Raw genomic sequence first — 22547 nt, 5'->3', positions numbered from 1 at the left:
CCGGCGGCTCGCACGGGACCGGGCTCCGCACCTCCCGTCCGGAGCCCGACGGACCGGGCGGCACCCGCCGCGCGGCGTCCCGACCGCGTCCGGCTGTGCCCGGTAGCCCTGTTGTGCCCGCAAACCCGGCGGCCCCAACGCTCCGCGCCCCGGCGCGGCGGCGGCCCCCGGCGGGCGCGCCCGAGGACGGTCACGGGAACCGCTCCCACCTGGGACAGAACCGTGACCCTCGAACATGATCCCGCTGTCGGTGCTATGTGATTACCTTTTCGCATGCGCGCCGGTGCGCGTTTGTGCGTGATCGGGGCTGCCGCGGGGGCCGCGGCTCCGCAGAGGGGAGTGAGCTGTGGTGCGGGTGCAGGGGATATCGGGGATGGCGAGGGTGCGGGGCCGCAGGGGACTGTCCGCGCTGGCGCTCGGCGCGCTGCTGACGCTGGTCGCCGCGTGCGGCGGAGGCGGCTCCGGCGACGACGGCGGGAAGGGCAAGGGCACCGAGGCCGCCAAGCCGAGGCCCTCCCGGGCCGTGGTCAAGGTCGAGCCGGGGGACGGGGCGAAGGGCGTCGGCACCAGCGGCGGCGCGCTCAAGGTCACCTCCGCCAAGGGCGAGCTGACCACCGTCACGGTCAAGGACGAGAAGGGCCGCGCGGTCGCTGGGAAGACCACCGGGGGCGGCACGAGCTGGAAGCCGGACGGCCGCCTGCGCGCCGGTACGACGTACACGGTGGACGCCCTCGCGAAGGACGCGGACGGCCGCGCGGCCCGCAAGCACACCACGTTCACCACGCTCAAGCCCGAAGAGACCTTCGTCGGCGTCTACAGCCCGGAGGACGGCTCCAAGGTCGGCGTCGGCATGCCGGTCTCGCTCCGCTTCAACCGGGGCATCACCGACCCGGGCGCGGTCGAGAAGAGCGTCAAGGTCAGCGCCTCCCCGTCGGTACCGATCGAGGGCCACTGGTTCGGCAACGACCGGCTGGACTTCCGGCCCGCGAAGTACTGGAAGCCCGGCACCAAGGTGACGCTGACGATGGACCTCGAAGGCGTCGAGGGCCGCCCCGGGGTGTACGGGGAGCAGACCAAGACCGTGAAGTTCACCATCGGCCGCAGCCAGATATCCGTGGTGGACGCCAAGGCGCACACGATGAAGGTCATGCGGGACGGCAAGACCATCAAGAAGCTCCCGATCACCGCGGGCGCGCCCGGCAACGAGACGTACAACGGCACCATGGTCATCAGCGAGAAGCTCGCCGTGACCCGGATGGACGGCGCGACGGTCGGCTTCAAGGGCGAGTACGACATCAAGGACGTGCCGCACGCGATGCGGCTGTCGGACTCCGGCACCTTCCTCCACGGCAACTACTGGGCGGGCCGGTCCACCTTCGGCTCGGCCAACGTCAGCCACGGCTGCGTCGGCCTCTTCGACCAGCGCGGCGGAGGCGACCCGTCCACTCCGGCGGCCTGGTTCTTCGGCCAGTCGCTCATCGGGGACGTGGTCATCGTGAAGAACTCGGACGACGAAACGATCCAGCCGGGCAACGGGCTCAGCGACTGGAACATGTCCTGGGAGGACTGGAAGGCCTAACACTGCGGACTAACCTGCGGCGTATGACTGTGAATCTTGAAGTCGCCGACGGCGTGGCCACCTTCCGCCTCGACCGCCCCCCGATGAACGCGCTCGACGTCGCCACCCAGGACCGGCTGCGGGAACTCGCCGCCGAGGTGACCCGCCGCGACGACGTACGGGCCGTGGTCGTCTGGGGCGGCGAGAAGGTGTTCGCGGCGGGCGCGGACATCAAGGAGATGCGGGACATGGACCACGCCGCGATGGTGGCCCGCTCCCGCGACCTCCAGGACGCCTTCACCGCCGTCGCCCGCATCCCCAAGCCCGTGGTCGCCGCCATCACCGGCTACGCGCTCGGCGGCGGCTGCGAGCTGGCGCTCTGCGCCGACTTCCGGATCGCCGCCGAGAACGCCAAGCTCGGGCAGCCCGAGATCCTGCTCGGGCTGATCCCGGGCGCGGGCGGCACCCAGCGGCTGTCCCGCCTGGTGGGCCCGTCCCGGGCCAAGGACCTCATCTTCACGGGCCGTCAGGTGAAGGCCGACGAGGCACTCGTCATCGGGCTGGTCGACCGGGTCGTACCGGCCGAGGAGGTGTACGAGCAGGCGCAACGCTGGGCGGCGAAGCTGGCCAAGGGCCCGGCGATGGCGCTGCGCGCCGCCAAGGAGTCGGTGGACGCGGGGCTGGAGACGGACCTCGACACCGGGCTCGCCATCGAACGCAACTGGTTCGCGGGGCTGTTCGCCACCGCGGACCGGGAGACCGGAATGCGGAGCTTCGTCGAGGACGGCCCCGGAAAGGCGACATTTTCCTGACCCGTGCGAGCGAATTTCTTCGCTTGCCGCACGACCGCCCGATGGCCGGTTCGGGTACGCTGGGTGATCACCCGTACGCGCGGTGATATCGCTGGTCAGGTGGGGTGTTTTGACACCCTGCGCTGCCAATCGCACAGCTGGGATCGGTTTGTGGAGCCTGGGGCTCCGGTGTTCGGAATCCCCTGGTTCCGCCCCGGACGGCCTTTCGGGCGGCCATCATGGGGGGCATGGCGGGCTTGGAGGGAATGGAGCAGCCGCAGCAGCGCACTGGTACGGCTGCGGTCCGGCGGCTGCCGTCCGCCGAGGAGGACCCGACTCTCAGGGCGCTCGAACTGTTCGGGAATCCTGCGGACAAAGAGGTACGGCTGCCGTCCCGTCCCGAATCGGCGCGCACCGCCCGCCGGTTGACCGAATTCGTGGTGCTGCGCGACTGGGGGCTCGCCAGTCAGCTCGCCGAGAACGCCGTGCTGCTCGTCTCCGAGCTGGTGGGCAACGCCGTACGGCACACCGGAGCCCGCACCTTCGGGCTGCGGCTGCTGCGCCGCCGGGGCTGGATCCGGGTCGAGGTGCGCGATCCGTCGCGCGGGCTGCCGTGTCTGCTGCCGGTGGGGGCGCTCGACACCAGCGGGCGCGGCCTCACGCTGGTGGATCAGCTGTCCCAGCGCTGGGGCGTGGACCTGCTGCCGTGCGGCAAGACGACGTGGTTCGAGATGCGGGTGCCGGAAAGTGCGTGAGGTGCGCGTGAGGTGCGCGTGAGAAGACCGAGGGCAGAGGTCCCGACCGTCCTCGTGTGACGGTCCGGGGACCTCTGTCCGCCCCGCCGAGGAGCGGAAGGGGTGTGGCTCCGCGGCATTCGGGGAACGACCAGGCCCGGGTCAATGGGGGTCGCGGTCCTGACTATTGCAGATCCGGCAGATCGCCACCAACCCAATCCAAGGTGAGCTGTGACACCTGCCTTGTTAATGGCGGGTAGAGGTGTGAATTTCCCTTGTTGTTCATCTGGCGCCTGTCGGTTCTTGGCATGGCCCTGTCCACGCTTCACCATGGAACCGCACTACGCGCGTCACTTCCCGTCAGATCCCTTGTCCTGGCACTGCATTCGGGAGCCCCCCATGGAAGCGCACGGCCCTGCCCCCACCCGACGCACCCTCCTCCGCTCCGGCGCCGGTCTCGGCGCCGCCGCCCTCGGACTCGCCACCGCCGCCACCGCCGCCCCGGCCCACGCCGCCGACAGACGCGGCCGCCGCGCGGCCGCCTATCCCCCCACCCACTGGATCCCGGCCTCCACCTCCAACTACCGCGTCTCCAGCCGCCCCACCGCCTACCCGATCGACTTCGTCGTCATCCATGTGACGCAGGAGACCTTCCAGGACGCGGTGAAGATCTTCCAGGACCCGGCCCGCCAGGTCTCCACCCACTACATGGTCGCCTCGGCCGACGGCTACATCGGGCAGTTCGTCCGCGAGAAGGACGTCGCGTGGCACGCGGGCAACAAGGACTACAACAACCGCGGCATCGGCATCGAACACGAGGGATGGGTGGACGACCCCGCCTGGTTCACCGACGAGATGTACGCCGCGTCCGCCGCCCTGACCGCCGCCGTCTGCGACCGCTTCGCCATCCCCAAGGACCGCGAGCACATCATCGGCCACAGTGAGGTCCCCGGCGCCGACCACACCGACCCCGGTCCGCTGTGGGACTGGGACCGCTATCTGGAGTTGGTCAACCAGGCCTGACCACATGCGCGCCGGACCTCTGGCCAGGGCCGCTAATCTGTGCGGGTCAGACTCACGCTTGAAAGGGGCGGAACAGGTGGCGGACATCGAGGCGGCGCGCAAGGCGTTCGAGCGGTACGACCTCAACGGGGACGGACTGATCACGGCGGCCGAGTACAAGAGCGTGATGGCGCAGCTGGGGGACCCGTATGTCACGGAGCCCGTCGCCCAGGCCGTGATCAACTCCCACGACGGCAACGGCGATGGTCAGCTCAACTTCGACGAGTTCTGGGCCGCGCAGAACAAGGCCTGACCCGTCGGGCCCGGCGCGCACGGCGGCGCCGCGGGCGCGCTCAGCGCCAGCCGCGCCGCTGTGCGCTCGCCCGCCGTCGCCGGTCGTTGCACAGCAGACAGCGGCCGTAGCCGGGCGGCAGCGGATCGTCCGGGTCCCCGTACAGCGGGTCGACGGCCCCGCGCGGATGCTGGGAGCAGCCGGTCGCCCCGTGCTCGGCGGTCAGCGCACCGGCCGCGGCGAGCGCCCGGCGCAGGGCGTCGGTGAGCAGCTCGGTCTCCTGGCCCGAGGGCGCGGCGTCGAGCGAATAGGCGATGTCGGACGCGGTCGTGAGCGCGCTGCGGAGTTCGTGCAGGTCTGCGTAGCTCATACCGGGAAGCGTAGGCGCCCCCACTGACAACGCCCCCACGGGCGGTGTCCCCGCAGGTGAGACCCCCCTTATGCCTGGCTGCGCTCCTCTTCCTCGTCGTCGCCGTCCACCAGGTCCTCGATGGCGTTCGCCACCCGGGTGACCGTGGCCCAGGTCTTCAGCGCCGTCTTGCTGGAGAAGTCCGCGAGGTTCTTGTCCACCGGCCGGTCGGTGGACTGGTGGATCCGCCACTTCGCCTTGATCCGGGGCTTGCCCGCCGTGACGTAGTCGGCGATCCACAGCCCGTCCCCGGCGTAGGAGGTGGTGTCGTGGTTGAGCCAGAAGTTCCGGTTGCAGTACAGCATCACGCGGTGGGTGGGCCGCAGCTTCTTGACCTCCCGGATGAACCGGTCCTTCTCCGCGTTGCTGGCGTACGTCCCCGAGCCGGTGGTCTCCCAGTCCACGGCGAGCAGATCGTGCTGCTTGGACGCGCACTTCTCGACGAAGTACCGGGCCTGCGCGGCGATGTTCCCGGGCCACAGGAAGTGGTAGAAGCCGACGACGCACCCTGCCTTGCGCGCCTTCGTCGCCTGGGAGACCTGCTTCGGGTTGATGTACGACCGGCCCTCGGTGGCCTTGATGAAGACGAAGGCCAGTCCGTCCGTGTCGAAGCTGGATTGGTGCGAACTCACGTCGATGCCGTGCAGCATGTTTCCTGCCTCAGAAGTTGAAAAGGGGACGGGCGGTCTCCCTTGTCATGCCCGGTCCAGGACCCTACGCAACGCTGCCGGGGTTACGCACGGTATTTGCGCATGCGACTGATTTGGTAGGGAAACTCATGTTTCTCCAGCGCCGCCGTGCTATGCCGTGCCCCGTAATCTCCCGTTTCTCGCGAGGAGGCCTCGGCATTCGCGCTGAGGAAGGAATCGCATGCGGGTGTCGTAGCGCGGAGCGTCGCCGCATTCGGTTCAGGGCGCGGAGTGCCCGTATCGCCGTCGACGCCGCCGAGGTAATGCGAACGCGTGTTCATGTGTTCGCTGGTCGGGGTGATGGGCGCGGGAACGGGGGACGTGTGTGCTGCTGTCGTACATATGCTCCTTCAGAGTGATTGGGGCGGCATGTCGCCCCGGTCGGGTCCGTGAGGGGGGCGAGATGGCGCACGTGGGGGTAGCTGCGGAGGGTGGGCGTGCCCGGTACACCTACCGTCTGCGCCTGTCGTCCACGGCGCGGCGGTCGCTCGAAGCCGAGTGGGACCGGTGCCGCTGGGTCTGGAATGAGTGCGTTGCCAAGTCCAAGGCTGTCCACCAGCGCAACCGGGCGACCGGGGAGAAGGCGACGTGCGGGCCGGTGCAGCTCGCGGCGATGCTGACGCAGGCCCGCGCCCGGACGCCGTGGCTGCGGGAGGGCGCCTGTGTTCCTCAGCAGCAGTTGATACGTGACTTCGGCAGGTCCCGTGCCAAGGCGCTCAAGGACATCAAGGCCAGGTTGCCGATGCGGCAGCGTGCCGGGATGCCGAAGTACAAGAAGAAGCGCGAGGCGCTTCCCACTCTTGAGTACACCAAGCGCGGTTTCCGGCTTAAGGACGGTCGTCTGCACTTGGCGGCCGGAATCGTTGTGCGGCCAGTGTGGTCTCGGGAGCTGCCCAAGCCTCCCTCGTCGGTACGCGTGTACCGCGATGCGGTGGGGCGCTGGTGGGCGTCGTTCGTCGTGGGCACGGTGACTGACCGGCTTCCTGCCACCGGGCGTGTGATCGGCATCGACTGGGGCGTCAGGGAGACTGCGACCACGACATCCGACGTCCACGACCTTCCCCATCCGCAGCACGGGAAGGCCGCAGCTCAGCGGCTGGCCAAGTACCAGCGGATGATGGCCCGCAGGAAGCCGAAGAAGGGACAGGCCGCCTCGGGCGGCTACCGCGAGGCGAAGCGGCAGGCCGCGAAGCTGCACAAGAAGATCGCGAACCAGCGGCAGGACACCGGCCGCAAGTGGGCCAAGTCCGTGGTCCGCGACCACGGCGCCATCGCGGTGGAGGACTTCCGCCCGAAGTTCCTCGCCAAGACCACCATGGCCCGCAAAGCCGCAGACGCCGCGATCGGCGCGACCAAGCGGGCCTTGATCGAGATGGGCCGCAAGCACGGCCGCGCCGTGCATCTGGTCCATCCCGCGCACACCACTATGGACTGTGCACAGTGCGGAGCGAGAACCAAGCACGCACTACCTCTTTCCGAACGAACGTATGCCTGCACTGCGTGCGGAGCCGTCTCTCCGAGAGACAAGAACTCAGCCCGTGTGATGCTGGTCCGGGCTGGTCTCGTACCCGGCTAGTGCTGATCGTGTAAGACCCGCGCCCCCGCCGGGGGCCAGGCGACGTGAGCTAGGAATCCCCCTCGTTCACGAGGGGGAGGAGTCAAGATGAGCACGGCGGAGAATTGCGCGAACGCGGGCGACTGGGCGTGCAGCAGATCCGCCGCGATGAACCAGGCGAGGGTGGCGGCCAGGGTGCTCTTGCCGATCAGCAGCAGCGTTCATTCGGCACAGGGTTCCCCCTCGGCGAGGTCTCTCACCTGGTCAGATGGACGAACTCCCCGGGGAGGGATGACAGAGCGTGGCGGCGTCGGCCGTCCACTCCACCCCGCCCCGCTCCGGCCGCAGGAACGCCACCCGGCCGCCGTCCACCTGATGGTCGAAGAGCAATTCATCGGGGCTGTGCACCGCCTGCACCACCCCTGTCCGGCCGCTGGCCGGGTCGTACGCCATCTGTCCGGGTACGGGTCGTTGCGTGTTCATGCGGTTCGCTCTCCGGGGTTCGTCGGGGTCCTGCGGATGTGGACGGTGTGGTCGGGGTGTCGGCGGCGCAGCACCTCGTAGTCGGTGGCCCGGCTGTAGTCCCCGTCTTGCGTGGCCTGTTCGCGCAGCGCCTCGTAATGGCGGCAGAGGGCGCAGCCGTCCGGCTTCGGAGGGGGCGCGCCGCTGGATTCGGTGATGTGTTCGGGGGGAAACACCATGGGGGGTTCTTCCTGACTTGGATGTCTCTTGCGGGCTTTAATCACCCTGTGTACTCCCAGCGTTGCCCTGCGGGGCCGCGCGCAACAGGGATGGGGACACACCAGGAGGCTTGGGGTGAGGGGAGAAGAACAGGTGAGTGAGCCGACGGAAGAGCAGGAGCCCTCCACCGGGGCGGCGTTCCTCGGGGCCGAGGTCCGGTCCTGGCGCTTGCTGCGGGAGTTGAGCCAGCGGCAATTGGGCTTGCAGGCCAACTACGGGCAGCAATATGTGGCCAAGGTGGAGGCGGGTGAACGGCTGGCCAGCCCGGAGTTCGCCGATGCGTGTGACCGGGTGTTCTGCACGCCGGGTACGTTCGCGCGGCTGCGGAAGCGAGCGAGCCAGCACGGCTACCCGGACTGGTTCATCCCGTACGTGCAGTTGGAGCGCCAGGCGACGGGTATCTCGGACTACTCGGCGACGCTCATCATGGGCATGCTGCAGACGCCCGAGTACGCCCGGGAGGTCTTCCAGGCCGTAGATCCCCGGAAGAGCGCGAAGAAGATCGACGAGTTGATCGATGGGCGACTGCGAAGGCACGAGGTGATGGAGAAGGACGCACCTCCGCTGCTCTGGTGCGTCCTGCACGAGGCCTGCCTGCGGACTGAAGTGGGCGGCCCCAAGGTCATGGCCGCCCAGCTGGCCCACCTCCTGAAGGAGGCGGAGTCTCCGCACATCACCCTGCAGGTACTACCGTTCGCGGTGGGCGCGCCCCCGGCGCCTGAGAGCTTCACCCTTCTGACGTTCGAGGACGGGCCGCCCGTCGCCTACGTGGATACGGTGACGGCTGGCCACCTGATCGACTCGGCCGAAACGGTGGCGTACGCGTCTGCCACCTATGACCGGCTGCGGGCTGCCGCTCTGCATCCCGATCAGTCGTTGGCAATGATCCGTAGAGTGATGGAGGAATACGCCCGATGAGAACCACCCTCGATCTGTCGTCTGCTGCGTGGGTCAAGTCCAGCTACAGCAACGGCAACGGAGGTCAGTGCGTGGAGTTCGCGCCTGGCATAGCTGCCACTGCGGGTGTTGTCCCGGTGCGGGACAGCAAGAACGCGATGGGCCCCGCCCTGGTCTTCCCGGCGGGCGCCTGGGGTTCGTTCACGACCGCCCTGCGCGACGGAGAGTTCCGATGAGGACCGCCCTCGACTTGTCGCGTGCCGTATGGGGCAAGTCCAGCTATAGCAACGGCAACGGAGGTGAGTGCGTGGAGTTCGCTCCCGGCATTGCCGCCGCTGCGGGTGTTGTCCCGGTGCGGGACAGCAAGAACGCGATGGGCCCCGCCCTGGTCTTCCCGGCGGGCGCCTGGGGTTCGTTCACGACCGCCCTGCGTAGCGGGGAATTCCCCACCCCCTGACCCCAGCACCCCCGGCCCCGCCGTTCTCCCGCCCGAGAACGGCGGGGCCGAGCAAAGGTGTCGTGCGAAACGCCACCGACGTCACAGGACCACTCAAGCTCCCAGCGGAGCCTGCCCTCCTTCACCAGTTGCACCGCCCACCCTTCGCAGGGCCGACCGCAACCGCCACACGGCTCGCTGAGCCTGGCCGCCTGCTCAGTCATCGCCACCTCGCATTTTTTGGGGCTGATGGTGAGCCTGGTCCGATCCGCTGTGGATCATTCGCTTACGCCAGTGCCATCCACCAATGCTTGCCGGGCTTCCTCCAGAGACTCCGCCATCTCTTCTTCGTCCATATACGGGAGCCCTTCCCCTGGGCGGTACAGGGAGACGGAACCGCTGAGGACCTCATAGACGTCCGAGTCGAGGAAGTAGTCGATGGTGACCGCTTCGATCTGACTCACGATCTGCATCGATCTGTCCTGGCCGGATAGAAACACGTCGATCAGTTTGATTAGCGATTCCCGTGGGTTCACGGCAAAGTTACCTGCTTTGGGATCATCACTGTGACGACATATATTCGTAGAGGGGCACAGTGCTCAGCGGGTCGGTGAGCGAAGTCCGGTTGCCCGCTGCGTCGAAGGTCTGCCGCCACACCGCGCCGCCCGGATCGGTGATCCGCACCGGGTTGCCCTGCGGATCGAGTGCGGCCCTGACCACGGGTCCGCATCGCGCGAGGCGCTCCTGCCGTGCGGTCGCGGGGGGCTGTGGATCAGATCCTGAGCACGCGGACGCCGGGCCCACAGAGCATCACGAGATCCTCGGGAACGGGTGCCGGTGAGAAAGTGCGGTGGGCGGCCACCATGGCGTCGAGTGCGTACTTGTGCCCGTGCAGGCCCGCTTCGGCGAGGAGTTTGCTGGCGTGGCGGGCGATTGTCTCGGTCGGTGGGGTGACGTTCACCCGGGAGACCGCGTAGTCGAACCGCGCCTGATGCACCGTTTGCCGAGTCGGTGTCTCCTCGCAGGAGGGTCCGCTTCGCCTCGACTGCGGCCTGATCGACCGGCCCATGCGCGGCTTCGGCGTCCTCGATCAACTCGCGCAGCCGGTCCCGCTCCAGTTGGCGCTGGATGAGGGCTTCGACGTATGTCGACATGCCGCGCTTGCCGATGCGCTCTATGAGCGCCGAGATCGTGCCCTCGTGGAGGGAAAGGGACACCGGCCTGGTGGGGCCTTCGCCGGGAGCGGGAGGAGTGGCCATGAGCCCATAGTCGCAGGAGCGAGACCGACCCCTTCTTTCTTATTCCCTTGTCGCGCTCATGGTCACGCCATAGCCTCGCCCTCCGGATCGAACATCCGTTGGGGGGCTGGGCGTGGCGCTGCTCATGGTGGCGGCGACCGTGTACGGCGTGGCGCAGCTGCTGGTGCTGGCGTCGCCGACGCGGTCGGTGCGGATGTCCTCGGTGCTGCTGGCGGTCGCCGTCGGCGTTTACGGATGCGGGGTCGCGGCGGCGCTGCTGGAGTTGGCGTACACGCGCGGGGTCTCCGGGAACACCGGGGAGTCGCTGGTCAAGGTCGTACGCACCGCGAGCTATAAGGTCGACCCGGTCATCGAAGAGCTGGTGAAGCTCGCGCCGCTGCTGCTCGTGGCGTGGAACGTCAAGATCCGTCGCCAGTGGGGTCTGACGGACTACGTCGTCCTCGGTGCGGCACTCGGGGCCGGGTTCGGGCTGCTCGAAGCGGTGGCGCGGTACGGGCTGGACGCGGACCGGGCGATTCCGCACCCGGCGGGCGGCTGGGCCGTCCCCGACAGCCTGCGGGCGCCGTACATTCCGGGCGCCGAGCAGGTCTTCTCCGCCTGGTTCCCTGCCCCGCAGGGGGTGTTGGAGCTGGGCGACCGCACCCCCGACGCGGCCACCAGCCCGCACCTCGTCTACACGGCCCTCGCGGCGCTCGGCGTCGGCGTGCTGCTGCGCGCGAAGGGCTGGACGCGGGTGCTCGGCGTCCTGCCGCCGGTCGTGGCGTGCGTGCTCCACGCGCTGACCAACTACGCCGCCGCGCACCCGGCCGACCGGGACGCCGTGTCGCGGGTCGACGCGATCGGGGGCGCGCTGTGGGCCGTACCGCTGGTGTGCCTGGCGGTCGCCATGGCCGCCGATCTGCGGTGGCTGCGACGCGGCAGGGCGTACGTACCGGGTGTCCTGCTGCCCGCCGAGCGGGCCGGACGCTCCGGCCTGAGCGCGCTCGCGGCGTACGGGGCGTGGTGCGTGCCCTGGTCCACGCTGATCGCGCTGCGGTTCGCCCGGCTGCGGCGGGCTCTGCTGTACGGGGCGACGGGCGGCCCGCCGTACCCCGGCGCCGAGTCGCTGCACCGGACGGTCGTCTGGTCCGCCGCGCAGATCGACGCGTCCGACCGCGAAGGCGCTTGGCGGGGCGTCGGCTTACGGCCCGTGGCGCGGGCCGCCCGCGCCATGCGGCACCCGCGCCGCAAGTGGTCCGTGCTCATCTCTCTCGTCCTGGCCGCCCCGGCCCTGCTCTTCCTGGCGGCCGGGGTGCGGCAGCCCGCCGCCCTCCTGATCGCCTTCGGCATCGCGGGCCTCCTCTGGACGGCCTGGCAGCTCGCCCGCCTCCTCCGCGCCTGGCGGGCGACCCGCGCCTTCCCCCACGGCGAGGTGCTGGCCATCCTCCGCTTCCGCCTCTGGACGGCGGCGGGCGGCTGCGTCGTGGGCGCGCTGCTCCTGCTGAGGCTGGCGGACGGCGTGGCCCCGGATGCCTCGGTGATCCGCAACTTCCACCTCCTGGAAGCGCTGCACGACTTCACCACCTACCTGGGCTTCGCCCTCCTCCTGCTCTCCCTCCTCGCCCTCTTCCCACCCGGCGGCGGCCTGGCCTTCGCCCTGGCGGGCGGCGCGAGGGCGGGCGCGTACGCCATAACCCAGGAAGCCGCCCTCCACGCCGCTGTCTACGGCACGCTGGGCGTCGTCCTGATGTCGGCGGCAGGCGGCGGTGGTGGAGGGAACCCTGACGGCTGGAACGCCTGGCCCCGGGAAAAGCGTAAGGGCAAGACGAAGCCGGAACACCGTGCCGACATCAAGGGCGATGAGGGGAAGAATGGGTCTCACACCATTGAACGCCATGTGGAGAAGACAACCCGTGATATGCGAAGTCGACTGAGGTCGCAGCCGAACCTTGAAGCGGACTCCCGTTTTGTGGATGAGAAAGGGGCTCAGCGATTCGTGGACGAGGTGTTGGCTCGACAGCAGAGCAGGATCACAGATTGGCTCAACGGCTCCAAGCCGAAACTCGTCCTCCCCGAGACGGCGTTCAGCGAGAACACGGGACTGACCCTCACCAGGGAGAGCTATCTGAGAGGCGATGCCCCAAGCTGGGTCAACAAGGTGAAGGTCATTCTCAAACGTGACCCATCGGCAGCATCGGGATACCGGGTGCTGACGTCCTACCCCGTTCCCTGAGCCGCTTCCACCCGAATGGATCCCCATGTCCCACCCTTCTGCGCCAGGCCACCGATTTCACGAGATCCAAAACCTGCTTCGCGCCTACACCCACACGGGATATGAGTTCACCGACACCCCGGCCAGGCCGGGCCCGGCCTTGGAAGGATATCTGCGAATCATCTCGCGGTTTCCCCAGCGCGGTTTCCGTGTCCTCCAAGAACTCGACGACCTTCTCAGCGTTGGCCTGCTTTCTCCTGAGATCGCGGACGAGGTGGACCTGATGCCTCACGTGCGCCCCGCGGAGGGCAGAGGTATTGAGGAATCTCTTGGCATCGCACGGGCTCATATCCGGGCTTCTCTGCAGGCCCCCGGAGGTTATTCCGGACAGACTCCGCACATGGGCTGGGAGTGGGAGGAGTTCTTTCCTGAGCTGTACCAGCTCATCGGCGGCTACTTCGGCCAGGACTTCTCATATGAATACTCTTCGCATCGCGAGGCCCTGGCGGACTACCTAAGCGGAAATCCCGAAGGTGATCTGAGGCAGGCGTTTGACGAGATCCAGCAGTTGCTGGCCATGGCGGCAACTGATCAGGAGCTTGGCCGGGCGATGACGGCACTGGGCATGGGCGTCAGCCCTCCGGACGGAGTGCCGCTGCGGCAGTGGCTCATCGAGGTAGCACACGCCATCGAGCGACACCTGCGTGGTCAACCGGCCTGACCTCGGGGCCGAGCCATGAAGTGGCAGGTCACCGCCCATCGATAGGGTGTTGATGATGTCTTTGCCGCTCTCTCGCGGGGATACAGTCCTGCCAGGGACCGGGCCGGGCCAGGGAGGGGCTGGTGTGTTCGAGATCGTGACGGTGAGTGCGCTCACCGCGTTCCTCGCGGCGGTGGGCAACGGCGCCGCCGGAGAGGTCGGCAAGCAGGTGCTCGTCTCGACGGGCGCTCTGGTGCGGCGGACCCTGGGGCGGGAGGCGCCGCTGCCGAGCACCCCGGAGGGGTGGGAGCTGCTGGCGCGTCAGATGCAGCCGCGGCTGGCCGAGGATCCACGGTATGGCGATGAGTTCGCCCGGCTCGTACGGAGCCTGCCGGAGGTGGCCGCGCTGCGGCCAAGCGTGGGACTGCCGCCCGCCACGCGGGACTTCACCGACCGTCAGGCCGTCCTGAAGCAGCTGAAGCGCGAGGCGACCCGCGCCGCCGCCGGGCGGCCCCGGGTCGCGCTGCTGTACGGGCCGCCCGGCATCGGCACCAGCGCGGTGGCGCTGCACTGGGGCGCCGACCGGATCGCGCAGTACCCCGACGGGCAGTTCTACGTCGACGCCCGCGACACCGCCGCCGACAACGGACTGGAACCCGCCGCCGTCCTGGAGCGCCTGCTGCGCCAGATGGGCGTCGAGCCCGGTCTCATGCCGCCCACGGAGGTGGGGCGCGAAGAGACGTACCGGCGGCTCACGGCGGGCCGCCGGGCGCTGGTGGTCATCGACCACGCCTCCTCCGTCGCCCAGGTGCGCGGCCTCATTCCGGCCACCCCGGAGGTGTTCCTGCTGGTCGTCGCGTCCGGCCCGGCGTTCCTGCTGGAGGCGGAGCGGATTTCCGTACCCCCGCTCAAGGACCGCGACGCGACGCAGCTGCTGCGCAAGGTGGCGGGGCCGGAGCCGGTCGCGCGGGCCAAGCCGCAGATGTCCGCTCTGCTGGACGGCTGCGCGGGCAACGCCTTCGCCCTGAAGGCCGCGGCGGTGCGCCTCCTGACCGGCGAACAGCCCCTCGCCGACGCGACGGATCCGCATCCGGTGCGCGGCATGGCCCAGGACGCCTGCCACCGCCTCCGCCCCGAGGCGGCCCGGCTGTGCCGGTTGGCCGCGCTGGGCGGCTGGCCCGCGATCGACTCCCGCCTCGCCGGGCACGCCGCGGGCGTCGCCCGGGAGGACGCCGCCCGGATGCTCGCCGAGGCGGCGGACGTGCGGCTGCTGGAGCCGCTGGGGGATGGCCGCTACCGCTTCCGGCCCGAGGTACGGCGTCATCTGGCCGACGCCGCCGGGCCGGAGCACGGGATCGCGGAGTGCGCTGCGGCCGTGTCCCGGGTGCTCGACGGGCTGCTGCACCAGGCTCTGCACGCCGCGCGCGCTGCCCTGTCGCAGAGCTGGCGGACCGAGTGCGCACTGGACGGGGAGAGCCCGTACGCGAACGAGTCCGAGGGCATGACGGCGCTGCTCGCCGAGGCGGGCAACCTGGTCCGGGCGGTCTCCGTGGCCGAGGAGTACGGGCACGTCGACACGGTGCTGTGGCTGGCCCGCGCGCTGTGGCCCCTGCAGTTGAAGGCCGGATACTGGGACGACACGCTGCCCGCCCTCCGCATCGCGGCCCGCTGCGCCGACGAGCACCACCCCGGCACTCGCCTCGCTGGCGCCCTGCACTTCCAGCTCGGCCACTGTCTGGGTGAGCTGCGGCAGTGGGAGGAGGCTGAGCGTGCGGTGCGCGCTGCCGTCTCCTGCGAGGGTGCGGCGGGGCATGTCCGGGGCGAGGCCTCGTCCGTGGAGATGCTGGGGCTGCTGTGCCTGTACCAGTGGCGGTGGGACGAGGCGTACGAGCGGTTCGCCGAGGCGGAGCGGGTCTATGGGCGCATCGGTCCCGGCGAGGAGGGCGCGCGGGACCTGCCGCGCGCCCTCGCTCTGATCCAACGGCATCAGGGGCGTGCCTTGCGCGGTGCCGGTGGTCTGACGGAGTCCGTCAACCGGCTGGAAGCCGCGCGGGGCTTCTTCGCGGAGCAGGGCGAGGCCTACAACTTGGCCCGTACCCTCACCGACCTTGCCGAGACGCTGCATGACGCCGGGGATGACGGCGCCGCCCTGACGAAGATCGCTGAGGCGGAGCGGCTCCTCACTCCGGAGCGGGCTGCTCCGCATCTGGCTTACCTGGCTGGTCTGCGGGAGCGGTGCGAGGCGTAGCGGGGCCGCTGCCTGCCCGGTCGGGTTTCGCTGCCGGGTGCGGGCAGGTGGGTGGGGGCTCTCCCCTGACCCGCCCCTTCCCGAAACCGGGGACACCCCGGGCCCCGGGGTGGGCGGGGGTTGCGCGACCGGGCGCGGGCCGGTGGGTGGGCCCTGCGCTGGCGGGGGTTTCGCTGCCGGGTGCGGGGCGGTGGGTGGGTTGTGCCCACCCGTCCCGCCCAGCGGGACGATTGCCCACAACGGGAGGGGGTGGGGTCGGAGGGGTGGGGGGCTGGACGACGACGTGTATTTGTGGCGCCTACTCCCGGCCCACTCCACGTTCTTCGGTGGTGGCGCCAAAAATATACGCGTCCAGGCCCCTGCCCCGGAGGCCCCGCCCCCGTACCCACCACCCTCACGCCCGTTCCACCCGCACCTCGTGTACCTCGCCTGCCACGTGGAGCCTCAGGGTCGGCGGTACCGGGACGCCGCTCGCCAGCTGGGCGTGTAGGGACGATGCGTACGCTGCCGGGTCGGCGTTCTCGCCCGATAGGTGGAGGAGGGCGTGGTCCCGGAGGCGGACCGTGCAGGTGTGGGGGCCGCTCACGTACGCCGCCATCGCGCAGTGCGGGTACCGGCGCAGCACCTCCGCCGTCCAGCCCTCCGCGCCGCCCAGGCGCGGATCGTCCGGCGGGCCCTCGCGCACGATCACGTCGGCCCGCACGAGATCACCCGGGTCGCGGGTGTCCTCGTGGACGGCCAGGTGGGCGTCGCCCACAGCGTTGTACGGGTGGCCTACGGTCCGTTCGAGCCAGACGTCGACGCCGCTCACGCGCGTACGGACGTTCAGGGGTGCCGTACGACGCGGCGGGACGTACGGGGGCAGGGGCAACGGCTCCAGGAGGGCGGGGGACGGAGGCTCGGGGAGGTCCATCAGGGCGTAGAAGTGGCGCCGCAGCAACGCCGCCGACGCGCCCGGGGCGGATGTGGTGAAGGAGGCGGGGCCCGGGGCCGGACGGTGGCGCGCCAACAGGCCCTCCACCTGGTCTCGGAGTGGGGCGTGCGGATCTAGGCGTGGGGCGTTCCGGACGAACGTTGCCAGAGGCGCCTCCGGATCCAGGCGGTCCTGCTCGGCGGAGGCCAGCAGGACCGGGGTGCCCAGCGCAGCGGCGTAGTACGAGACCGCCCCGAAGTCCCCCACCACCGCATCGGCGGCCAGCAGCGCCTGCCGCCACGCGTGCGCGGGGTCGACCAGGGTGAGCCCGCTGCGCAGGGCGCGGTCCAGCCAGACGCGGAGCTGGCCGGGCCCGTGGCCGTACCAGATGTTGGGGTGCAGCACGGCCGCCAGCCGGTAGTCGTCGGCGGGCAGTTCGGCGGCGAGCCGGGGGAGCAGCCCGGGCAGGACGTCCTGGTCGCCGCCGTTGCCGAAGAACCCCTCCGGGTTCCAGGTGGAGTTGAGGACGACGAGGCGCTGACCCCGGCGTACGCCCAGGGCGCGCCGGAACCGCTCCCGATACGGTGCGGCGGCCAGCATGCGGTCGAAGCAGGGGTCCCCGGCCAGTACGGACGCTGCCTCGGCCTCGGGGCAGACCCGCCGCAGTCGCTCCAGCTGCTCGGGGTGGGACAGGACGAGCCCGTCCACGAAGGGTCGCCCGTCCTCAAGCAGCCACTCCGGTGAGAGGCCGAAGGTCGGCTGGCCACCCTCGTCCCCGGGCGCGGAAAGCCGCTTCGTGTAGCCGACGCCGTGCGACAGGACGGTCAGCTTGCCGTGCAGAGCGCTGAGCTGGCCCCCGAAGCTGGCGGAGACGGCCAGATCCACCGGTGTCGCCAGCGCCTGCGCCCACGGCAGCACCGGCAGCCCCAGGTCCGCGAACAGCTCGCGCACTCCGCCCTGGAAGGCGGACGACTCCGTCGAGGTGACCAGGAGCTGCACCCGGAAGTCGTCGTGGAACAGCGGCAGTATGTCCAGCAGCCGCCCGGCCGAGGTGACGTTGTGCACGACGAGCAGGACGCGGCGGCCCGCCGCACGGCTGGTCCAGCGCTCCGCGTCCTCCCCGACCGGGACCCGTAGGGCCGGGGGATCAGCCGACGTCACCGGTCACCCCCTCCGCGTCAGCACTCGATGACGTTGACCGCGAGCCCGCCCCGCGCCGTCTCCTTGTACTTGACCTTCATGTCGGCGCCGGTGTCCTTCATGGTCTTGATGACCTTGTCGAGGGAGACATGGTGGCGGCCGTCGCCGCGCAGCGCCATCCGCGCGGCGGTGACGGCCTTGACGGCGGCCATGCCGTTGCGCTCGATGCAGGGGATCTGGACGAGGCCGCCGATGGGGTCGCAGGTCAGCCCGAGGTTGTGTTCCATGCCGATCTCGGCGGCGTTCTCGACCTGCTCGGGGCTGCCGCCCAGCACCTCGGCGAGGCCACCGGCGGCCATGGAGCAGGCGGAGCCGACCTCGCCCTGGCAGCCGACCTCGGCGCCGGAGATGGAGGCGTTCTCCTTGAAGAGCATGCCGATGGCACCGGCCGCGAGGAGGAAGCGGATGATGCCTTCCTCGTCGGCGCCCGGCACGAAGCGGGTGTAGTAGTGGAGGACGGCCGGGATGATCCCGGCGGCGCCGTTCGTCGGGGCGGTGACGACCCGGCCCCCGGCCGCGTTCTCCTCGTTGACCGCCATGGCGTACAGCGTGGTCCACTCCATCGCGCGGGCGGCCGCGTCGCCCTCGGAGCGCAGGGCGCGGGCGGCGTTGGCGGCGCGGCGGCGGACCTTGAGGCCGCCGGGCAGGATGCCCTCCTGGCCCAGGCCACGGGCGACGCAGCCCTCCATGACCTGCCAGATCTCCAGCAGGCCCGCGCGGATCTCGTCCTCCGTGCGCCAGGCCTTCTCGTTCTCCAGCATCAGGGCGGCGATGGACAGGCCGGTGTCGCGGGAGAGCCGCAGGAGTTCGTCGCCGGTGCGGAAGGAGTACTTCAGGGCGGTGTCGTCCAGCTTGATGCGGTCCTCGCCGACCGCGTCCTCGTCGACCACGAAGCCGCCGCCGACCGAGTAGTAGGTCTTCTCCAGCAGCGGGTGGCCGGTCTCGTCGTACGCGAAGAGGGTCATGCCGTTGGCGTGGTACGGCAGGGAGCGGCGGCGGTGCAGGATCAGCTCGTCCGACTCGTCGAAGTCGATCTCGTGGCCGTGGCCGCCCTCCATCTCGGCGGCGAGCAGCCGCAGCCGCTTGGTGGTGCGGATGCGCTCCACCTCGCCGTCGGCGGACTCGACGTCGACGGAGCGCGGCGAGTGGCCCTCCAGGCCGAGCAGGACGGCCTTGGGGGTGCCGTGGCCGTGGCCGGTGGCGCCGAGGGAGCCGAAGAGTTCGGCGCGTACGGAGGCGGTGGGGGCGAGCAGGCCCTCGTTCTTCAACCGGAGGACGAACATCCGTGCCGCCCGCATCGGGCCGACCGTGTGCGAGCTGGACGGGCCGATGCCGATCGAGAAGAGATCGAATACGGAGATGGCCACCGGGGGACTCCTTCGTCTGCACGTGGGGGGCGCGTGCGGGGTGGTGCGGTGCGGCGGCGCGCCGGGGTGGGCGCACCTCCAGGGGGCGCGCGGGGTGGGTGCGCCCCCTGGGCGGCGCGCGGGGTGAGCGCGCCGCCCAGGATCCGGCCGGGTCCGGCTGGATCCGGCCGGGGTCCGGGTCCCAGGAGGCCTGGAGGCCGGACCGGGGGGTTACTTCGACAGGTGCGGGTACAGCGGGTGCTTGTCGGCGAGGGCGGTGACCCGCGCGCCCAGCGCCTTGGCGTCGTACGACGGCTTGAGCGCCTCGGCGATGACGTCCGCGACCTCGCGGAAGTCCTCGGCGGTGAAGCCGCGGGTGGCCAGCGCCGGGGTGCCGATGCGCAGACCCGAGGTGACCATCGGGGGCCGCGGGTCGTTCGGGATGGCGTTGCGGTTGACCGTGATGCCGACCTCGTGGAGCCGGTCCTCGGCCTGCTTGCCGTCCAGCTCGGAGTTGCGCAGGTCGACCAGGACGAGGTGCACGTCGGTGCCGCCGGAGAGGACGGAGACGCCCACCTCGCCGACGTCGGCCTGGGTCAGCCGGTCGGCGAGGATCCGGGCGCCCTCGACCGTGCGCTCCTGGCGCTCCTTGAAGGCGGCACCGGCCGCGACCTTGAAGGACACCGCCTTGGCGGCGATGACGTGCTCCAGCGGGCCACCCTGCTGACCCGGGAAGACCGCGGAGTTGATCTTCTTGGCCAGCTCGGCGGTGGAGAGGATCACGCCACCGCGCGGACCGCCCAGGGTCTTGTGGGTGGTGGTGGTCACGACGTGGGCGTGCGGCACGGGGGAGGGGTGGAGCCCGGCCGCGACGAGGCCCGCGAAGTGGGCCATGTCGACCATCAGGTACGCGCCGACCTCGTCCGCGATCCGGCGGAACGCGGCGAAGTCCAGCTGGCGCGGGTACGCCGACCAGCCCGCGATGACCAGCTTGGGGCGGTGCTCCTTGGCGAGCCGCTCGACCTCGTCCATGTCGACCAGACCGGTCTCGGCGTCCACGTGGTAGGGCACCACGTTGTAGAGCTTGCCGGAGAAGTTGATCTTCATGCCGTGGGTGAGGTGGCCACCGTGCGCCAGGTTCAGCCCCAGGATGGTGTCACCGGGCTGGAGCAGCGCGAACATCGCGGCCGCGTTCGCCTGGGCACCGGAGTGCGGCTGGACGTTGGCGGCCTCGGCGCCGAAAAGCTCCTTGACGCGGTCGATGGCGATCTGCTCGACCACGTCGACGTGCTCACAGCCGCCGTAGTAGCGGCGGCCGGGGTAGCCCTCGGCGTACTTGTTGGTCAGGACCGAGCCCTGGGCCTCCATGACGGCGGCCGGAGCGAAGTTCTCCGAGGCGATCATTTCGAGGGTGGACTGCTGGCGGTGGAGTTCGGCGTCGACAGCAGCGGCGACGTCCGGGTCGAGCTCGTGCAGGGAGCTGTTGAGAAGCGACATCTGGGTCCCGATCGAAGAAGAGGGTCAGTTTCCGGAGAAGGCGGCGTATTCCTCGGCGGAGAGCAGGTCGTCCGGCTCGTCCGTCACCTTCACCTTGAACAGCCAGCCGCCCTCGAAGGGGGCGGAATTCACCAGCGCCGGGTCGTTCACCACGTCCTCGTTGATCTCGGTGACCTCGCCGGAGACCGGCGCGTACAGGTCGCTGACCGACTTCGTGGATTCCAGCTCACCGCAGGTTTCACCGGCGGCGACGGTGGAGCCGACATCCGGGAGCTGGACGTACACGACATCGCCGAGCGCGTTGGCCGCGTGTTCGGTGATGCCGATCGTCGACACGCCGTCCTGGGCGGCCGACAGCCACTCGTGCTCCTTGCTGTAGCGCAGCTGCTGGGGGTTGCTCATGGTCCGATTCTCCTGGATAGGGGGGAGTGCTTGGGAAACGGGTCTTAAGCGGTGGGACGGATCACTGGGGAGAGGCGGGAAGGCGCGCGGGAGGTTTCAGCGCTCGCGGCGATAGAAGGGGAGCGCGACGACCTCGTACGGCTCCCGGGTACCGCGGATGTCCACCGTCACGCCCGGGCTGCCGGGCGCGGCGTGCTCCGCGTCGACGTACGCCATGGCGACCGGCTTCCCCAGCGTCGGGGACGGGGCGCCCGAGGTGACCCGGCCGATCTCGGTGCCACCCGGGCCCAGCACGGTGTATCCGGCGCGCGGCACCCGGCGGCCCTCGGCGACCAGGCCGACCAGGGTGCGCGGCGGCCGGGCCTCGGCCTCGCGCGCCGCGGCCTCCAGGGGTCCGCGTCCGACGAAGTCACCGGCCTTCTGGAACTTCACGACCCGGCCGAGCCCCGCGTCGAACGGGGTCGTGTCGGTGGTCAGCTCATTCCCGTACAGCGGCATCCCGGCCTCCAGGCGCAGCGTGTCCCGGCAGGACAGCCCGCACGCCACCAGGCCCACCGGGGCGCCCGCCTCGGTCAGCGCCTGCCAGACCCGCTCGGCGTCGTCCGGCGCGACGAACAGCTCGAAGCCGTCCTCACCGGTGTAGCCGGTGCGGGCGATCAGGGCGGACACGCCCGCGACGGTGCCCGGCAGCCCGGCGTAGTACTTCAGCCCGTCCAGGTCGGCGTCGGTCAGCCCCTTGAGGATCCCGGGGGACTGCGGCCCCTGGACGGCGATCAGCGCGTACGCGTCGCGGTCGTCCCGTACGGCGGCGTCGAAGCCGGTGGCGCGCTCGGTCAGCGCGTCCAGCACCACCTGGGCGTTCGAGGCGTTGGCCACGACCAGGAACTCCTGCTCGGCGAGCCGGTAGACGATCAGGTCGTCGAGGATGCCGCCCTCGCTGTCGCAGATCATGGTGTAGCGGGCGCGGCCCACGGCGACCGCCGAGAGCTGGCCGACCAGGGCGTAATCGAGGGCGTCCGCGGCCTGCGGCCCGGTGAGAGCGATCTCACCCATGTGGGAGAGGTCGAAGAGCCCGGCGCGGGTGCGCACCGCCGTGTGCTCGTCGCGCTCGCTCGCGTACCGCAGCGGCATGTCCCAGCCCGCGAAGTCGGTCATGGTGGCGCCGAGCGCACGGTGGACCGCGTCCAGCGCGGTGCGGCGGGGCGTGGGCGGGGCGTCGGTCATGGTTCAGCTCCCAGGGGCATGATCACGGCGATGACGGGACGGGCGGGCCGGAGGGGACGACAAGGACGGCACACGCGTCCTCCCCATCTGTCATCGGAACCTGAGAGGTTCGCCGTGACCTTCCCGCGCGGCGGGCTGGTCCGGCTTGCACCTTGGGTGGGGCCACCTGAAGTGGCCCGCTTTTCAGATCTGCCTCATCCGTGCGGTATCGGGGCCTGAGAGATTCAAGGGAGGACTTGCTCCTTCGGCGCCTCGGACGAGACCCGGCGGATTCGCCGGTGCCCGAGAACTCTCCCGCGCGGATTCAAGCGGCCGGTATGCAGTTGGCGCGGACATCATCGCACGTCCGCTCCAGAACGGAACCCCCGATCTGTGAGCGGCGTCGCGCACGGGCCTCCTTGATGGGCATTACCTTTTCTTGACACTCTCGGGGTACGGAGCCGCTTGACCGACCTTGGAGGAC

22 protein-coding genes, 2 pseudogenes and 1 riboswitch are annotated in these 22547 nt (G+C 70.3%); of the genes and pseudogenes, 12 read left to right on the top strand and 12 right to left on the bottom strand.

The window, feature by feature from the left end; all coding sequences use genetic code 11:
- The first annotated feature begins 373 nt into the window (after positions 1-373).
- The 5 genes from ACWC5C_RS16595 to ACWC5C_RS16575 all read left to right on the top strand — a co-directional run bounded on the left by ACWC5C_RS16595 (position 374) and on the right by ACWC5C_RS16575 (position 4398).
- Positions 374-1579 (top strand): L,D-transpeptidase, encoded by a 1206-nt coding sequence (locus ACWC5C_RS16595; protein WP_450876071.1) that lies wholly within the window; start codon positions 374-376, stop codon positions 1577-1579.
- 23 nt (positions 1580-1602) lie between these two features.
- The gene (locus tag ACWC5C_RS16590) at positions 1603-2370 is read left to right on the top strand and encodes an enoyl-CoA hydratase/isomerase family protein (protein ID WP_450876070.1); all 768 of its coding nucleotides are present in this window, start codon (positions 1603-1605) and stop codon (positions 2368-2370) included.
- Positions 2371-2597: 227 nt separating this feature from the next.
- Complete coding sequence (locus tag ACWC5C_RS16585; RefSeq protein ID WP_450876069.1) at positions 2598-3104, top strand: ATP-binding protein; 507 nt, start codon at positions 2598-2600, stop codon at positions 3102-3104.
- Positions 3105-3482: 378 nt separating this feature from the next.
- The gene (locus ACWC5C_RS16580; protein WP_450876068.1) at positions 3483-4106 is read left to right on the top strand and encodes an N-acetylmuramoyl-L-alanine amidase; all 624 of its coding nucleotides are present in this window, start codon (positions 3483-3485) and stop codon (positions 4104-4106) included.
- Positions 4107-4182: 76 nt separating this feature from the next.
- Positions 4183-4398, top strand: a complete 216-nt coding sequence (locus ACWC5C_RS16575; RefSeq protein WP_385448033.1) for an EF-hand domain-containing protein — start codon at positions 4183-4185, stop codon at positions 4396-4398.
- Positions 4399-4438: 40 nt separating this feature from the next.
- Here the strand turns inward: ACWC5C_RS16575 and ACWC5C_RS16570 are convergent, their stop codons facing one another.
- A complete protein-coding gene (locus tag ACWC5C_RS16570) occupies positions 4439-4747 on the bottom strand; it encodes a hypothetical protein (RefSeq protein WP_385448035.1) in 309 nt (102 codons plus the stop codon).
- Positions 4748-4815: 68 nt separating this feature from the next.
- Entirely contained in the window at positions 4816-5436 is a 621-nt protein-coding gene (locus ACWC5C_RS16565; RefSeq protein WP_450876067.1) for a glycoside hydrolase family 25 protein, read from the bottom strand.
- Between the two features lie 442 nt (positions 5437-5878).
- Here ACWC5C_RS16565 and ACWC5C_RS16560 point away from each other — a divergent pair.
- A pseudogene (locus ACWC5C_RS16560) lies at positions 5879-7142 on the top strand (RNA-guided endonuclease InsQ/TnpB family protein).
- Between the two features lie 152 nt (positions 7143-7294).
- Here the strand turns inward: ACWC5C_RS16560 and ACWC5C_RS16555 are convergent.
- Positions 7295-7513, bottom strand: coding sequence for a hypothetical protein (locus tag ACWC5C_RS16555; RefSeq protein WP_450876066.1), 219 nt, complete (start codon positions 7511-7513; stop codon positions 7295-7297).
- Complete coding sequence (locus ACWC5C_RS16550; protein WP_450876065.1) at positions 7510-7731, bottom strand: hypothetical protein; 222 nt, start codon at positions 7729-7731, stop codon at positions 7510-7512. The genes ACWC5C_RS16555 and ACWC5C_RS16550 overlap by 4 nt, the downstream gene beginning before the upstream one ends.
- Before the next feature lie 133 nt (positions 7732-7864).
- On the opposite strand from ACWC5C_RS16550, the gene ACWC5C_RS16545 reads away from it, so the two are divergent.
- From ACWC5C_RS16545 to ACWC5C_RS16535, 3 genes are read left to right on the top strand one after another with little or no spacing between them, the layout of a single operon-like run.
- Positions 7865-8689, top strand: a complete 825-nt coding sequence (locus ACWC5C_RS16545) for a helix-turn-helix domain-containing protein (RefSeq protein ID WP_450876064.1) — start codon at positions 7865-7867, stop codon at positions 8687-8689.
- Complete coding sequence (locus tag ACWC5C_RS16540; protein ID WP_450876063.1) at positions 8686-8904, top strand: DUF397 domain-containing protein; 219 nt, start codon at positions 8686-8688, stop codon at positions 8902-8904. Before ACWC5C_RS16545 ends, ACWC5C_RS16540 begins: the two co-directional genes overlap by 4 nt.
- Positions 8901-9125: a DUF397 domain-containing protein gene (locus ACWC5C_RS16535; RefSeq protein WP_450876062.1), complete on the top strand. Its 225-nt coding sequence runs from the start codon at positions 8901-8903 to the stop codon at positions 9123-9125. The genes ACWC5C_RS16540 and ACWC5C_RS16535 overlap by 4 nt, the downstream gene beginning before the upstream one ends.
- Positions 9126-9382: 257 nt before the next feature.
- Here ACWC5C_RS16535 and ACWC5C_RS16530 read toward each other — a convergent pair whose 3' ends face one another.
- The 3 genes and pseudogenes from ACWC5C_RS16530 to ACWC5C_RS16520 all read right to left on the bottom strand — a co-directional run.
- A complete protein-coding gene (locus ACWC5C_RS16530; protein ID WP_450876061.1) occupies positions 9383-9640 on the bottom strand; it encodes a hypothetical protein in 258 nt (85 codons plus the stop codon).
- Positions 9641-9665: 25 nt separating this feature from the next.
- Entirely contained in the window at positions 9666-9824 is a 159-nt protein-coding gene (locus ACWC5C_RS16525; protein WP_450876060.1) for an RHS repeat domain-containing protein, read from the bottom strand.
- 52 nt (positions 9825-9876) lie between these two features.
- A pseudogene (locus tag ACWC5C_RS16520) lies at positions 9877-10101 on the bottom strand (DNA-binding protein); the annotation flags it as partial.
- Positions 10102-10475: 374 nt separating this feature from the next.
- Between ACWC5C_RS16520 and ACWC5C_RS16515 the strand changes: the two are divergent.
- The 3 genes from ACWC5C_RS16515 to ACWC5C_RS16505 all read left to right on the top strand — a co-directional run bounded on the left by ACWC5C_RS16515 (position 10476) and on the right by ACWC5C_RS16505 (position 15502).
- Positions 10476-12575 carry an RNase A-like domain-containing protein gene (locus ACWC5C_RS16515; protein WP_450876059.1) on the top strand — a complete coding sequence of 700 codons (2100 nt, stop codon included), beginning with the start codon at positions 10476-10478 and terminating at the stop codon, positions 12573-12575.
- Between the two features lie 25 nt (positions 12576-12600).
- Entirely contained in the window at positions 12601-13275 is a 675-nt protein-coding gene (locus tag ACWC5C_RS16510) for a contact-dependent growth inhibition system immunity protein (RefSeq protein WP_450876058.1), read from the top strand.
- 124 nt (positions 13276-13399) lie between these two features.
- Entirely contained in the window at positions 13400-15502 is a 2103-nt protein-coding gene (locus ACWC5C_RS16505) for an ATP-binding protein (RefSeq protein WP_450876057.1), read from the top strand.
- 394 nt (positions 15503-15896) lie between these two features.
- On the opposite strand, the gene ACWC5C_RS16500 is transcribed toward ACWC5C_RS16505, so the two are convergent.
- The 5 genes from ACWC5C_RS16500 to gcvT form a co-directional block, all read right to left on the bottom strand.
- Positions 15897-17576, bottom strand: a complete 1680-nt coding sequence (locus ACWC5C_RS16500; RefSeq protein WP_450876056.1) for a hypothetical protein — start codon at positions 17574-17576, stop codon at positions 15897-15899.
- Positions 17577-17593: 17 nt separating this feature from the next.
- Positions 17594-18982: an L-serine ammonia-lyase gene (locus ACWC5C_RS16495; protein WP_450876055.1), complete on the bottom strand. Its 1389-nt coding sequence runs from the start codon at positions 18980-18982 to the stop codon at positions 17594-17596.
- A 210-nt stretch (positions 18983-19192) separates the two neighbouring features.
- A complete protein-coding gene (gene glyA, locus ACWC5C_RS16490) occupies positions 19193-20458 on the bottom strand; it encodes a serine hydroxymethyltransferase (protein ID WP_450876054.1) in 1266 nt (421 codons plus the stop codon).
- 24 nt (positions 20459-20482) lie between these two features.
- Entirely contained in the window at positions 20483-20860 is a 378-nt protein-coding gene (gene gcvH / locus ACWC5C_RS16485; RefSeq protein WP_450876053.1) for a glycine cleavage system protein GcvH, read from the bottom strand.
- A 96-nt stretch (positions 20861-20956) separates the two neighbouring features.
- A complete protein-coding gene (gene gcvT / locus ACWC5C_RS16480) occupies positions 20957-22084 on the bottom strand; it encodes a glycine cleavage system aminomethyltransferase GcvT (protein ID WP_450876052.1) in 1128 nt (375 codons plus the stop codon).
- Between the two features lie 193 nt (positions 22085-22277).
- A riboswitch (glycine riboswitch) is annotated at positions 22278-22391 on the bottom strand.
- Positions 22392-22547 lie beyond the last annotated feature (156 nt).

It is taken from the genome of Streptomyces sp. NPDC001700, from assembly GCF_053596435.1.
The sequence above is the reverse complement of the archived record's forward strand: the minus strand, read 5'-3'. Positions and strand labels throughout refer to the sequence as shown.